This is a genomic window from Streptomyces sp. BK79 (assembly GCF_044142145.1).
GTDB lineage: Bacteria > Actinomycetota > Actinomycetes > Streptomycetales > Streptomycetaceae > Streptomyces.
The window spans coordinates 164,738-177,718 of sequence record NZ_JBHVOC010000023.1 but is presented as its reverse complement, the minus strand read 5'-3'; the positions used below and the strand labels follow the sequence as shown (position 1 = coordinate 177,718).

The 12,981-nt window shown below is 72.0% G+C and carries 10 protein-coding genes and 1 pseudogene; 1 reads left to right on the top strand and 10 read right to left on the bottom strand.

Annotation, left to right across the window (positions count from 1 at the left end):
* Positions 1-716 precede the first annotated feature (716 nt).
* The 8 genes and pseudogenes from ACFIF2_RS27285 to ACFIF2_RS27250 all read right to left on the bottom strand — a co-directional run.
* A pseudogene (locus tag ACFIF2_RS27285) lies at positions 717-926 on the bottom strand (VOC family protein); the annotation flags it as partial.
* Positions 927-1,106: 180 nt separating this feature from the next.
* The gene (locus ACFIF2_RS27280; protein WP_395575877.1) at positions 1,107-2,105 is read right to left on the bottom strand and encodes an ester cyclase; all 999 of its coding nucleotides are present in this window, start codon (positions 2,103-2,105) and stop codon (positions 1,107-1,109) included.
* A gap of 56 nt (positions 2,106-2,161) precedes the next feature.
* On the bottom strand, positions 2,162-3,508 hold the full coding sequence (locus ACFIF2_RS27275) for an MFS transporter (protein ID WP_125768492.1): 1,347 nt from the start codon (positions 3,506-3,508) through the stop codon (positions 2,162-2,164).
* A gap of 87 nt (positions 3,509-3,595) precedes the next feature.
* Positions 3,596-4,429 carry an HpcH/HpaI aldolase/citrate lyase family protein gene (locus ACFIF2_RS27270; RefSeq protein WP_395575876.1) on the bottom strand — a complete coding sequence of 278 codons (834 nt, stop codon included), beginning with the start codon at positions 4,427-4,429 and terminating at the stop codon, positions 3,596-3,598.
* Positions 4,426-5,199, bottom strand: a complete 774-nt coding sequence (locus ACFIF2_RS27265) for an SDR family NAD(P)-dependent oxidoreductase (RefSeq protein ID WP_127437316.1) — start codon at positions 5,197-5,199, stop codon at positions 4,426-4,428. The genes ACFIF2_RS27270 and ACFIF2_RS27265 overlap by 4 nt, the downstream gene beginning before the upstream one ends.
* On the bottom strand, positions 5,196-6,506 hold the full coding sequence (gene hisD / locus ACFIF2_RS27260) for a histidinol dehydrogenase (RefSeq protein WP_395575875.1): 1,311 nt from the start codon (positions 6,504-6,506) through the stop codon (positions 5,196-5,198). Before hisD (ACFIF2_RS27260) ends, ACFIF2_RS27265 begins: the two co-directional genes overlap by 4 nt.
* Before the next feature lie 92 nt (positions 6,507-6,598).
* The gene (locus tag ACFIF2_RS27255) at positions 6,599-7,384 is read right to left on the bottom strand and encodes an alpha/beta fold hydrolase (protein WP_395575874.1); all 786 of its coding nucleotides are present in this window, start codon (positions 7,382-7,384) and stop codon (positions 6,599-6,601) included.
* Positions 7,384-8,520 (bottom strand): hypothetical protein, encoded by a 1,137-nt coding sequence (locus ACFIF2_RS27250; protein WP_395575873.1) that lies wholly within the window; start codon positions 8,518-8,520, stop codon positions 7,384-7,386. The genes ACFIF2_RS27255 and ACFIF2_RS27250 overlap by 1 nt, the downstream gene beginning before the upstream one ends.
* A gap of 262 nt (positions 8,521-8,782) precedes the next feature.
* Here ACFIF2_RS27250 and ACFIF2_RS27245 point away from each other — a divergent pair, with 262 nt between their 5' ends.
* Positions 8,783-9,784: a LacI family DNA-binding transcriptional regulator gene (locus ACFIF2_RS27245; RefSeq protein WP_395575872.1), complete on the top strand. Its 1,002-nt coding sequence runs from the start codon at positions 8,783-8,785 to the stop codon at positions 9,782-9,784.
* 4 nt (positions 9,785-9,788) lie between these two features.
* On the opposite strand, the gene ACFIF2_RS27240 is transcribed toward ACFIF2_RS27245, so the two are convergent.
* Positions 9,789-11,222, bottom strand: a complete 1,434-nt coding sequence (locus tag ACFIF2_RS27240) for an amino acid permease (protein ID WP_395575871.1) — start codon at positions 11,220-11,222, stop codon at positions 9,789-9,791.
* Positions 11,223-11,521: 299 nt separating this feature from the next.
* Positions 11,522-12,883: a histidinol dehydrogenase gene (gene hisD / locus ACFIF2_RS27235; RefSeq protein ID WP_395575870.1), complete on the bottom strand. Its 1,362-nt coding sequence runs from the start codon at positions 12,881-12,883 to the stop codon at positions 11,522-11,524.
* Between the last annotated feature and the right edge of the window lie 98 nt (positions 12,884-12,981).

The following is a 12,981-nucleotide window of genomic DNA, read 5'->3' as shown; positions in this document are numbered from 1 at the left end:
GCGCTCATACGAGAGAACAACAGGTGCGCGAGGTGCCCCATTCCTTCGGTCCGACGGGACCGATCACCCGGGCCAGGCACGGTCGCGTCGCTCAGGGCCGGGGCGCCGCCCCGTGCGGGGACTCGTCCACGGGACGCACGGTCAGTTTCATGGCGGTGCCGCGTTCAGCTCGTGTGAGCAGGGCTGTGGGCTGCTGGCTGCTGGGTGAGCGCCGGTGCGCCGGTGCGGTGTCTAGGTTGTGGGTCACCTCCGCATGAGGCGGCCAGGGTAGGACCCTGCGGGGCGGAGCGGGACATCGTTCTTGACGAGAGCCATACGCACCATGGCCAGGCTCGTTCCTTCACGGTCAGCGATGTCCTGGAGTGACAGGTGGTCCTGCTCGTACCAGATTCTCCACTGGCCGACGCGTATAGCGGTCTGCTGGGTGTGTCGGAAGCGGGGCGGGCTCCAGTCGACCGGATGCTGTGACAGCAAGTAGATGGCGTGAGCTGTTGTGGTGCTGAGTGCCTGTGCGACGTGGGCGATGGAGAAGTCGCCGGCGGGTACGGTCCGGTGGAGCTGGGCTTGCCGCAGTGATGCTGCCCGGGTCGGGGCCGGGCAGTTGTAGGCGGCGCATGTCGGCGGAGCTGAGCGTCGGGGTCCACTGGACGGGTTCGTCGATGCCGTGCTCGTCGAGACTTCAGTAGGAAGGGAGATCTGGCCACGGAATCTGAGACCCCACACTTGTCCTCGGGCACCCGGAAGAACAGCAGGGTGGGCGGCGTCTGACGGGCCCGGACGTCCTCGACGGTGGGCGCCCAGGAGCCGATCTCGACCTTGCCCTCGCTCCGGTCGATCACCTCGAAGTCCAGCACCTCGCACCAGAAGGCCGCGAGCCTTTGCGGGGCGTGGCAGTCGACGGGCAACTCGGTGAACCTGCTGGTCATGACTCTCCCCGATAGCGCGGACGGGCCCGGACCATGTCGCCGCCGGCGGATCCGGGGTCCTCCTGACCGAGGTGTACCGCACCTACGTCCGGCGGGGCGGGGCGGGGCGGTGTCGGGCGGGGGCCGCGGCCCACACCGCCCCGCCCTGCTGTCAGGCGGGGGCCGATGTACGCCCGCCGCTCAGTAGATGTTCACGTCGACCTCCGGGCCGTCCCCGCGGCCCGCGTTGATCTGGGCGCGCAGCGAGATCTCGTCGTACACGCGGTACTCCCGCACGATCCGTCCGTTCTGGATCAGGAACTGCGAGACGCCGAGCACGGTCACCGGCTGGCCGGTGAGCGCGCCGAAGGCGGGCGTGCCCCGGTAGGTGCCGTGCATGGTCCACAGGACGGCGACGCGCAGACCCGCGTACCGCTCGTTGTAGTTGGCCTGGACGTCACGGACGGCGAACCGGGCGTCCGGGAAGGGACCGACCATGGCCAGCAGATCGGCCTGGTACCGCTCGGGGCGGATGACGGTGCGGTCACCGATCGTGTGCAGGAACAGGTCGCGCTCCATGTAGTCGCGCACCTTGTTCAGGCGCCGCCGCGACCACACGTCCTCGATGAACTCCAGCACCATCTCGCACTCGGGACGGAACTGGTCGGGGCGCTCCCCGCTGTCACCGGCCCGGAGCACCTCCTTGGGCGCGGCCTCGGTCATCGACCCGGTGTACCCCTGGAAGCGCAGCCCGCGGGCCACCTCGTCCGGGTCGAGTCCCAACTGGAGACAGTCCGCGAGGTCGTCGCGGACGACCCACTCCTCGACCATCCGGCCGCGCCGGTAGAGGCAGTTGGCCACGGTGCGCTTGCGGACGGGTACGAGGCGGCCGCCGACCAGGTGCTCGTCGGTGGAGAAGACCAGGTGCGAGCTGAGGAACGCGTCGTCGCCGCGCGCCTCCCACACAACGTCCTCCGCCTGCCCGACGTGACCGGGCACGGCGGCCATGCGCATCGTGCTGCCCTCGATCACGCCGTCGCGTCCGACGACCGTGCCGAGGCTGGTGTGGACGATGGAGTCCGGCTCGTAGTTCTCGACGATGTGGTCGATGTCGCGGGCGACCCAGATGCGGTCGGTGACCTCACGGATGAAGTCGTCCGGGTCGGCGTAGGGCCGGTAGGCGACGGGGTCGAGAGGCATGGCGGTTCCTTGTCTCGTGCGGGTGTGTATACGTATGGGTAGCGTGGGTGCGGCGGTCAGCGGGCGAACTTGTCGGCCCCCAGCTGGCTGCGGTACGTCTCCGTCATGAAGCAGGTCACCACCACCAGCCCGAGGAGCGCGCCGGCGGCGAGGTAGGCGTAGACGGCGTAGATGGTGTCGAAGGTGTTGACGAGCAGGGCCGCCACGAACGGCGTGATCCCCATGAACACGGAGAACGAGCTGTTGTAGGCGATGGCGCTCGCGCTGAACCGGGTGCGCGTGGCGAAGAGCTCGGCCGCGCAGACCGTGACGATGCCCGTGAGGAAGAACTCCGGGACGATGTAGATGAGCTGGCTCGCGACGGCGGCGCCGAACGTGCCGGCCTCACCGACCCGGAACGCCAGGGGGACCAGGACCAGGCACGCGACGGCCCCGGCGATCAGCATCGGCTTGCGGCCGATGCGGTCGGAGAGGATGCCGGCCAGCGGCAGCAACGGGATGAGGACCGCCACGGAGATCGCGTTGGAGGCCAGTCCCATCCAGCGGGGCAGACCGAGCGTGCCGGTCAGGTACTCCGGATAGAAGGTGACCCAGGTGTAGGACAGGATCGCCAGCATGATCGAGGCGCCGCAGAAGACGAGGATCGGCCGCCACTGCGAGCGCAGCGCCTCGCGGATCGGAGCCTTCACCACGTCGGCGCCGTTCTCGGTCGCGCGGATGAACTCCGGCGACTCCGCGATGTGCCGGCGCAGCCACATCCCGACCAGGCTCAGGGGCAGGGCCAGGATGAAGGGCACCCGCCAGCCCCACGACTCCAGGGCGGGGCCCTGGACGAGCCAGCTGGTCAGCGCCGCGGTGCCGGCCCCCGCGAGGATGCCGAGGAAGCAGCTGTTGGACGCGAACGAGGTGTAGTAGGCGCGGCGGTTCGGCTCCGCCCACTCCACCACGAACGCGACCGCGCCCACGTACTCGCCGCCCGAGACCATGCCCTGCACGACGCGCAGCACCAGGAGCAGCAGCGGGGCGAGGATGCCGACCGCGTGGTAGGTGGGCAGGAGCCCGATCAGCGCGGTCGTCACGCCCATGAAGACGATGGTGTAGAGCAGCGCCTTCTTGCGGCCCACCCGGTCGCCCCAGCGGCCGACCAGCGTGCCGCCGAGGGGACGGAACAGGCAGGAGATGGCGACGATGGCGTACGTGCTGATGACCGCTACGCTCTTGTCGGTCTCGGGGAAGAAGACCGGGGCCATGATCGGGGCCATGTAGCCGTAGAGGCCGTAGTCGAACTGTTCTACGAAGTTACCGATGCTTCCTGCGCCGATGGCGCGGCGTATCGCCTTCCGCTTCTGCGCGGCGTCCTCTGGGACACCGACGGCGGCGGTGGGTGGCGCTGCAGCGGACATGGCTTCTCCGATCGCGCGGACGAATGAATGTGCATACGTATGAACTCGATGAACTGCGGTGAACGTTAAGGAGCGTCCGCGGTGGCGTCAAGGGGTGTGCGGGGTGGCCGGAACGGTTGATTCCCCAGGTGCCGCGGAGCTGGCCGCCGGTGGCACGAGGGAGCGGAAGGTGTCCATGAGGACCGCCGCCATGTTGAACAGGACGAGCTGGGCCCCTGCCTCCACCGCGGCACGTGCCGCCGCCGTCGACGGCACGATCGCCATCACGGCGCGCCCGGCCTCCCGCGTGGAGCCCTGAGCGCTGCGGGTGAGGCCGTCGATGACCTCCTGCCCTGGGAAACCGCAGTCCGCCGCGAGGTCCGACGGGCCCACCAGAACGGCGTCCACGCCCGGCGTCGCGGCGATCTCCCCGGCCGCGGCACAGGCCCGTTCGGTCTCGATCATCGCGACGACCAGGATGTCCTCGCCCGCCGCCAGATGCTCCCGAGCCGTCACGGTCCCGAAGCGGCCCGCTCTGCTGTACGTGGCGAAACCGCGCTGCCCCAGCGGGGGGTAGTGGTCCGCCGCGACGGCCCGCCGGGCGTCCTCGGCGCTGTCGACGTGGGGATGGATGATGCCCGCCGCCCCGAGGTCCAGACAGCGCAGGGCCAGGGCCGGTTCGGCGGTGCCGACGCGCACCAGGACCTCGACGCCCTGCGCCGCCGCGGCGGTCAGATGGTGCTGGAGGGCGGTCATGTCGGCCGGCCCGTGCTCGCAGTCCAGGACGACGTAGTCGAGCCCCGCCACCCCGGCCATCTCCACCAGGGTCTCCGACGGCAGCCGCAGCAGGGCCCCGTACAGCGGCTCCCCGGCCGCGAGCCGCCCCTTCAGCGACGGGCGCCGGGGCGGGTGCGCCGTCGGGGGATGTACACGTGCCGTCATCGGGCCACCATCCCGGCCGACAGATCGATGTCGGCCCCGCACAGCCCCGGCATCCGCAGCATCGCGGTCACGGCGGAGCCGACCTCCTCCTCGGTGATCATCCGTCCGAGCGCCGCCCGCGACACGAACGCGGCCTCAGCCTCGGCGTGACTGACGCCCGTGCGCTCCGCCTCCAGCCGGAAGTTGCGTTCCATACGAGGGCCCGAAACAGGCCCGGGAGAAAGGGAGTTGACCGTCACGCCGAGCGGTCCGACCTCACCGGCGAGCGTCGTCGTGAGCCCGATGACCGCCATCTTCGACGCGCAGTACGGCGTACGCCGCAGCAGCGGCCGCTTGCCGGACACGGAGGCGACGTTGATGACGTCGCCGGCCCCGCGCCGGGTCATCGGGGGAAGGAAGGCGCGGCACATGAGGTACATGCCGCGCACGTTCACGGCGAAGACCTCGTCCCACTCCTCGGGGGTGACGTCCGTCAGCGGCGCGACGGGCCCCGCGATTCCGGCGTTGTTGACCAGGATGGAGATCTCCTCGTCCGCGAGCCGTTCGGCGAGCGCGTCCACGTCGCCGGGCCGGGAGACGTCGCAGACCCGGTGGGTGACGCCCGGGCCGAGCCGCGCCGCCGTCTCCTCGAGGGTCTGCCCGGTGCGTCCGGTGATCACCACGCGGGCGCCCTCGGACAGCAGGGACCGGGCGATGGCGCTGCCCAGGCCGTTGCCGCCGCCGCTCACCAGCGCGGTGCGGCCGGCGAGCGGGGCCGTCGTGCCGGTCACGCGCCCGCCTCCTCGTTCCACGGCAGAGCGGCGCCGGCGTACTTGGCCGCGCGCACGTCGCCCGAGCGCGCGTGCCCTTCGAACAGCTCGACGCGCGCCGCGCGCCCGCACACCTCGCCGAGGAGCGCGGACGAGGACGTCTCGGTGACCTCCTGGTACGTCACCGTCTTGAGGTACTTGCCGACCCACAGACCGCCCGTGTAGCGGGCCGCGCCACGGGTGGGCAGGACGTGGTTGGTGCCGATGACCTTGTCCCCGTACGACACGCACGTGCCCTCACCGAGGAACAGCGCCCCGTAGTCCCGCATCCGTTCCAGCGCCCGGCGCGGGTTCTCGGTGAGGACCTCGACGTGCTCACTGGCGTAGGAGTCGGCGACCGCGAACGCCTCGTCGAGCGAGTCGACGACGACGATCTCCCCGTGGTCCCGCCAGGCCGGGCCGGCGAAGTCCCTGGTTGGCATGGTGGGCAGGAGGCGTTCGACGTGCCTCTGGACCTCGCGGCCCAGGTCCTCGGAGGTGGTGACCAGCACGGCGGGGGAGTCGGGCCCGTGCTCGGCCTGCGAGAGCAGGTCCACGGCCACCACGAACGGGTCCGCGTGCTCGTCGGCGACGACGAGGATCTCGGTGGGCCCGGCGAACAGGTCGATGCCGACCTCGCCGAACAGCTGGCGCTTGGCCTCGGCGACATAGGCGTTGCCCGGACCCGCGATCATCGGGACCCGGCCGATGGTCTCCGTGCCGACGGCGAGCGCCGCGACGGCCTGCACCCCGCCGAGCAGGTAGATCTCGTCGGCACCCGCGAGGTGCATGGCGGCGACGGTCGCGGCCGGGATCTCGCCCCGGATCGGCGGGGTGCACGCGGCCACCCGGGAGACGCCGGCCACCTTGGCCGTCACGATCGTCATGTGGGCGGAGGCGGTGAGCGGGTAACGGCCCCCGGGGACGTACGCGCCCGCGCCGGAGACCGGCACATGCCGGTGCCCGAGGCGCACGCCGGGCAGCGTCTCGATCTCGATGTCGGTCATCGAGTCGCGCTGCGCCCGCGCGAACGTCCGTACCTGTTCCTGTACGAAGCGGATGTCGTCCAGGACGGTCGCGGGCACGCCGGACACGATCCGGGCGATGTCGTCCTGGGACAGCCGGAACGACTCGGGGCTCCAGCCGTCGAACTTCTCCGAGTACTGGCGGACGGCCTCGTCGCCGCGCTCACGGATGTCGTCGAGGATCGCGGCGACGCGCTCGGCGACGTCCGCGCGGGCGGCACGGACCTGGCCCGCGGGGACGGGGGACTTCAGGTGTCGGGGCATGGCGGCTCTTTCGTGTCGGGTCTGGCGAAGGGGAAGGGCGGAAGGGGCGAGGAGGCGGGAGGAGGCGGGAGAGGACGAAGCCGGGGAAGCGGTTACGTGGGTGAGGCGCCCGGGGTGCTGCCCGCCCGCGCGAGACGGTGGCGGGTCTGCGCCTCGGTCAGGAGGCCGGCGAGCGCCTGCGTGAGCACGTCCGCCCGCTCCCACGGCAGCAGGTGCCCGGCGTCCGGCACCTCGTACAACCGCGCTCCCGGTACGGCGTCCGCGATGGCCCGGTGGAAGCCGGGCGGGCACAGGGCGTCCCGCGTGCCGTGCACCACGGCCGTGGGGCAGCGGGCGGCGCGCAGGGCGGCGAAGGCGTCCCGGCGCCTGGCCTGCGCGGCGAGCTGGGCGCGTGCGGCCTGCGCGCCGACCGAGCGGGCCATGCGGCGGTAGCGCTCCGCGAGGCGGACCGGCGCCGGGTCCCGGGCGAACATGCCGGGCAGGGTCCGCTCGACCACGGCGTCGAACCGGCCGTCGCCGGCCAGCTCGTCCAGCGCGCGCCAGGCCGCGTACTGCTCGGGGCGCGGCGCCCCCGCGTTGGTGGAGACGAGACACAGCCCGGCGACGCGTTCGGGGGCCCGGCGCAGTACCTCGAACCCGACGATGGCTCCGAGGCTGAGCCCGACCAGCACGAACCGGCCGGTCGTCGCGGCCAGCACGGAGTCGGCCAGCTCCCCGACGGACGGCTCGGTGAGGGCGACGTGGTGCACCGGGTGCCCGTTGGGGAAGCCGACGTCCGACCACAGGCTCGCGTCGCACAGCATGCCGGGGACGGCGACCAGCGGCAGCGGCCCGTCGGGAGGGGCGCCGTCCGCCGGGGCGGGGGAGGGGCCGGGCATCAGCGGCGCGCGGAGCGGGGCAGCAGCGCGTACGGGGCCACGTACCCGTTGTGGTCGATGCCCAGGCCGGCGTCGGCGGCGGCCTTGACGACCTCCTCGTCCCATTCCAGACGGACCCGGCCGTCGCCGGAGTTGACCACGAGCAGGTCGCCCCGGTCGTCGCCGACGTTGCGCAGGGTCCGCCAGGCGTCTTGCGGCACGGAGAGCATGTCGCGCGGGCCCAGGCGCACCGAGACCGGGTCCGTGCGGTTGAGGGTGATCTCCCACAGGCCGTCCTTGACGATGAGGGTCTGGGTCTCGTGCTGGCGGTGCGTGGAGACACCCTGGCCCGGGTCCGCGCGCAGCCAGGCGAGGTTGTGGCCGTGCGGGTTGAAGATCCGCGGCTCCTGGTGCGGGTCCTCGGTCATGCCGTACCCGATGACACAGCTCAGGCGGGCACCCGCGCCGGGCAGCGAGCTGTCGAGGAACGGGTGCTCGGACCAGACGAGATCGTCCGTCTCCGCGACCCGGCGCCTCATCTCCTCGGGGCTGTAGCGGCGCAGCCGGTCGATGTGCTCCTGTGCCATCGGCTGCACCAGTTCCGTGCCCTCGGGGACCTCGTCCCCGGCGATGGTGTCGACGAGCTGGTTGTCGGCGGTCAGGTACAGACCGTGTCCTTCGGCCTCGCGCAGCACGGACGGACCCCAGATGATGCCGCCGGTGTCGTCCATGCCCAGCACGGTGAACAGCCAGCCGTCGTCCGGGCCGGTGTTGGTGAACCCGCGGAAGATCCAGGTCGGGACGGACACGATGTCACCGGCGCGCAGCGGCAGCTCGCCCTCGGTGCCGTCGGCGCCCCAGCGCAGCAGGTACTCGCCGTCGGTGCAGACGAACACCTCGGCCGTGTAGTGCAGGTGCAGGTTGTTGGTGATGCCGTGGGGCATGGCCGCGGCGCCGATGTTGTACCCGTGCGGCAGACGCAGGTTGACGACCTGGCCGGCCGCCTGCGACACCCCCGGGCCGATCATCGCGTAGTTCTCCTTGCGGTCCGAGCCCGGCGTACGGCAGTCGATGAAGGCCTGGTTGCAGGAGACGAAGTCGCTGCGGCGGATGGTGCGCCGCTCCATTTCGGCGGGGGACACGACGGCATCGGGCATGAGGGCTCCTTGGGCTTGGGGGCGTCCCGTGAACAGCGCGGGGTCAGTACCCCGGCCGGGCAATGAATACGTATGTACATCCATGACAGGGCGCGCCTCGCGCAATGTCAAGAGGTGCGCCGCGATTGCCGGAACGCCTCTCCGGAGTGGGGTATTGCGGCCACGGGTGCGACCCGCACGGCCATCCACCTGATACATACGTATCCTGGGACGGAGAGCGCCGGGCCGGGCCGGCACTGCGGGCGGCGACGGAAGAGGGGCGATGACGACGATCACGAGTCATGACGTGGCGAGGCTGGCGGGCGTCTCCCAGCCGACGGTGTCCCGCGCCCTGCGGGACGACCCCCGGGTGTCGCCGGCGACGAAGGAGAAGGTCAGACAGGCGGCACGCGCCCTGAACTACGTGCCGAGCGAAGTGGGCCGGTCCCTGTCCACCCGCTCCACACGGCGGATCGGCGTCATCGTGACCGACCTGACGAACCCGTTCTACCCCCATGTCGTCGCGCCCCTGCACGACGAACTGGAGACCCTGGGCTACCGGATGATGCTCCTCACCGAGCGCTCCGACGAGGCGGTCGCCGAGGAGAACCTCCTGGACCAGTCGCTCGACGGCGTGGTCCTCGCGACGGCCACCACCGACTCCCGCCTCCCGGCCCAGCTGGACCGCCGCGACATCCCGTACGTGTTCCTCAACCGCGACACCGGCAGGGCCGGCGACTACGCCTCCGTCGTCGACAACGAGGGCGGCGGCCGCCTCGTGGCCCGGCAGCTCGCGGCCCTCGGACACCGTCGCATCGCCGGCGTCTTCGGCGCCGCCAACACCACCACGGGCCGCGAACGGGAACTCGGCTTCCGCCTGGCCCTCGCCGACGAGGGCATCGGCCTGCCCGAGGACCGGGTCGTCCGGGGCCCGTTCGAGTACGACACCGGATACCGGGCCCTGCCCCGGCTGCTGGAGGCGGCCGAGCGGCCCACCGCCGTGTTCTGCGGCAACGACGTGGTCGCGGTCGGTGTCCTCAACGCCGCCCGCGCCGCCGGCCTGCGCGTTCCCGAGGACCTCACCGTCGTCGGCTTCGACGACCTGCCCATGGCCTCCTGGGAGGTGCTCCGCCTCACCACGGTCCGCCACGACCTGCCGGAGCTGGCCCGTCAGGCGGCGCGCCTGCTGGTGCGCCGCATCGCCGGCGAGGCGGACGCGGCCGGCGAACGCCTGGTCCTGCCGACCGAGTTCGTGCCGCGGGGGACGCACGGGCCGCCGGCGTGAGCCCTCAGCGCCGTACGGTGTCGGCCGGGGCGGGCGTCCCGGCCGCGGCGGGGAGCCCCGCCGGCGGCCGGGTACCGGACCGCCGCTGCCGGACCACCCCGACCCCGACGAGCACGGCGGCGAGTCCGAGCGACAGCCACAGTTCGAGCCGGTGCCCGGGCAGGACCGCCATGAGGACCAGGACGCCCGCGATGAAGGCGATCGTCGCCAGGGTCAGGTAGGGGAACCCCCACATCCGCACCTCGGACGGCCGGGGCTGCCCGCGCCGGGTCGCGTACTGGGTGAGCGCGATGACCAGGTACATCATCAGGGCGATCGCCCCGCTGGACGCGATGAGGTAGGTGAACACCTTCGGCAACAGGTAGTTGGCGATCACGGCGGCGACTCCGATGACCGTGGAGGCGAGGACCGCCGTCCGTGGCACGCCCGACGCGGACGTGACGGCGAAGGCCGCCGGGGCGTCGCCGCGCCGGGCCAGTGAGAAGGCCATGCGGGAGGCGGTGTAGATCGCCGAGTTCAGGCAGCTGCTGACGGCGACGACGAGGACGACGTCCATGATGCGTCCGGCGCCGGGGATGTTCATGCGGTCGAGCACCGCCTGGTAGGAGCCGTCGGCGAGCGCGTCGGAGTTCCACGGCACGAGGGCGACGACGAAGAAGATCGAACCGATGTAGAAGAGACCGAGCCGCCAGACGACGGCGCGCACGGCCTTCTTGATGTTCTTCCTCGGCTCCTCGGACTCCGCGGCGGCGATGGTGACGATCTCGCTCCCCTGGAAACTGAACATCGCCGTGAGCAGCCCGGCGAGCACGGCCATGCCGCCCTTCGGCGCGAACCCGCCCTCGCTCCACAGATGGCTGACGCCGTGGGCGTCGGACCCCGGCAGCAGCCCGAGCACGGCGAGCACACCGAGGACGAGGAACGCCACGATCGCGACGACCTTGAGCAGCGCGAACCAGTACTCGAACTCGCCGTAGTTGCGCACGGCGAGGAGGTTGCTGCCGGCCAGCACGGCGATCAGCACCAGGGCCGGTATCCAGCTGGGCAGCGCGAAGAGGCCGCCGAGGACCTCACCGGCGGCGATCGCCTCGATGGGGATGACGAGGATGTAGAACCACCAGTACAGCCAGCCGATGGAGAACCCCGCCCAGCGGCCCAGGGCACGGTCGGCGTACGTGGAGAACGAGCCGGTGTCGGGGTGCGCGACCGCCATCTCCCCGAGCATCTGCATGACCAGGACGACGAGGGCGGCCGCCAGGAGGAAGGAGATCAGCACGGCGGGTCCGGCCGCCGCGACGGCGGTGGAGGAACCGACGAACAGTCCGGCCCCGATCACGCCGCCGATGGAGATCATGGTGATCTGGCGGCCCTTGAGCCCCTGGGTGAGGGCGGTGCCGTGAGCGCCCGACGGGGGCGCGGGTGAAGAACGCTGGTGCATGGAAGACCTCGGGGGAGAGGGGAGGGGAGCGGAAGCCGGCCGGAGGAGGGGCGGACCGTGCCGTCCGCGACACCCGGAGGAGGGGGAGCCCGGAGGAGGGGTGCGCCCGCCGTCCGCGACGCCCGGCGGAGGGGTGCGCCCGCGGGAGGAGTGGCGGGCCCGCCGTCCACGGCGCCCGCAGGAATGGCGGGTCAGCCCTCCACGGCACCCGGAGCGCCCGCGCCGTGTGCCGTGGACGCTCCGGGTGACCTGCCGTCCTGCCCGCCCGCCCGCTCGGCCGGTGCCGTGACGGCGGTGGGTCAGAGCCGCTCGCGCAGCGGCGCGGGGACGGAGTCGAACGCCGGGGACGTACGGCCGACCCGGTCGATGCGCACCGTGGCGGTGGCCCCGTGGGCGGCCAGGCCCTCGAAGGCGGAGATGCGCTCCACGGCGGGCGCCAGCGCGGCCGTGCCCTCCACGGTCGCCCGCTGGTAGGTGAGCGGCTTGAGGAAGCGCGAGACCGACAGACCCGCGTTGTACCGGGCGGTCTTGCCGGTCGGCAGCACGTGGTTCGTGCCGGCGATCCCCTTGTCGGAGTACGCCACGGTGGACCACGGACCGATGAACAGCGAACCGTAGTTGGTGAGGTTGCGCAGGTAGAAGTCGTCGTCCTCGGTGTGCACCTCCAGGTGCTCGGGGCCCAGGACGTCGGCGACGGCGACCGCGTCGTCCCGGTCCCGGACGACGATCACGGAGCCGAAGTCACGCCAGGCGGGCCCCGCGATGTCCCGCGTCGTCAGCGTCTCCAGCTGGCTCTCGATCTCGGCGGCGACCGCGCGGCCCATCGCCTCGGACGTGGTGATGAGCGCGGCGGGCGAATTGGGGCCGTGCTCGGCCTGGCCGAGCAGGTCGGCCGCCACCCACACGGGGTCGGCGCTGTCGTCGGCGATCACCGCCACCTCCGACGGGCCCGCGAGCAGGTCGATGCCGACCCGCCCGAACAACTGCCGCTTGGCTTCCGTGACGAAGGCGTTGCCTGCGCCGACCAGCATGTCCACCGGTGCCTCACCGAGCAGACCGAAGGCCATCGCGCCCAGCGCCTGGACACCGCCGACGGCGAACACCCGGTCGGCCCGGGACAGGTGGGCGCCGTACAGGACGGCGGGATGGGCGCCGTGCTCGCCGGACGGCGGCGTGCACGCCACGACCGTCGGCACACCGGCCGTCTTCGCGACGTTGACGGTCATGAAGGCGCTGGCCAGCAGCGGGAAGCGGCCCGCCGGCAGGTACGCGCCGACACGGGAGACGGGGACGTAGCGCTGGCCGCAGTTCACCCCGGGGGCCAGCTCGATCTCGAAGTCGGTCAGGTGCTCGCGTTGCGCGGCGGCGAACCGGTGCGTGCGCTCGTACCCCATCTCCAGCGCGGTACGGACGTCCGGAGGCAGCGCGTCCCCGGACTTCTTCAGCTCGGCCTCGCCGATCTCCAGGTCGCCGGACCAGCCGTCGAGTTCCTGGGCGTAGGCGCGGACCGCGTCCATGCCCTTGCGCTCGATCTCCCGCAGCATCTGCGAGACCCGCTCGACGACCTTGGGGTCGCGCTGGGCGGGGGGACCGTCGACGGCGGGCTTCTTCAGCCACTGGAGAGGGGGGAGGGCCTGTGCTTCTTCGTGCGTGATCTGCATGCCGGGAACGCTAAGCGCGCCGCAGCCACAGGACTAGAGGGGCAAGTCCAGGGCGAACCACAGGGTTTCCCTGTGCCTGTTGCGCCTGTCCCCTCCCG

What these genes read in the sequence shown, in the direction of transcription:
- ACFIF2_RS27280 (WP_395575877.1), bottom strand. Translation starts at nt 2,105, where the DNA reads ATGCCTCTCGACCCCGTCGCCTACCGGCCCTACGCCGACCCGGACGAC.
- ACFIF2_RS27275 (WP_125768492.1), bottom strand. Translation starts at nt 3,508, where the DNA reads ATGTCCGCTGCAGCGCCACCCACCGCCGCCGTCGGTGTCCCAGAGGAC.
- ACFIF2_RS27270 (WP_395575876.1), bottom strand. Translation starts at nt 4,429, where the DNA reads ATGACGGCACGTGTACATCCCCCGACGGCGCACCCGCCCCGGCGCCCG.
- hisD (WP_395575875.1), bottom strand. Translation starts at nt 6,506, where the DNA reads ATGCCCCGACACCTGAAGTCCCCCGTCCCCGCGGGCCAGGTCCGTGCC.
- ACFIF2_RS27255 (WP_395575874.1), bottom strand. Translation starts at nt 7,384, where the DNA reads ATGCCCGGCCCCTCCCCCGCCCCGGCGGACGGCGCCCCTCCCGACGGG.
- ACFIF2_RS27250 (WP_395575873.1), bottom strand. Translation starts at nt 8,520, where the DNA reads ATGCCCGATGCCGTCGTGTCCCCCGCCGAAATGGAGCGGCGCACCATC.
- ACFIF2_RS27245 (WP_395575872.1), top strand. Translation starts at nt 8,783, where the DNA reads ATGACGACGATCACGAGTCATGACGTGGCGAGGCTGGCGGGCGTCTCC.
- ACFIF2_RS27240 (WP_395575871.1), bottom strand. Translation starts at nt 11,222, where the DNA reads ATGCACCAGCGTTCTTCACCCGCGCCCCCGTCGGGCGCTCACGGCACC.
- hisD (WP_395575870.1), bottom strand. Translation starts at nt 12,883, where the DNA reads ATGCAGATCACGCACGAAGAAGCACAGGCCCTCCCCCCTCTCCAGTGG.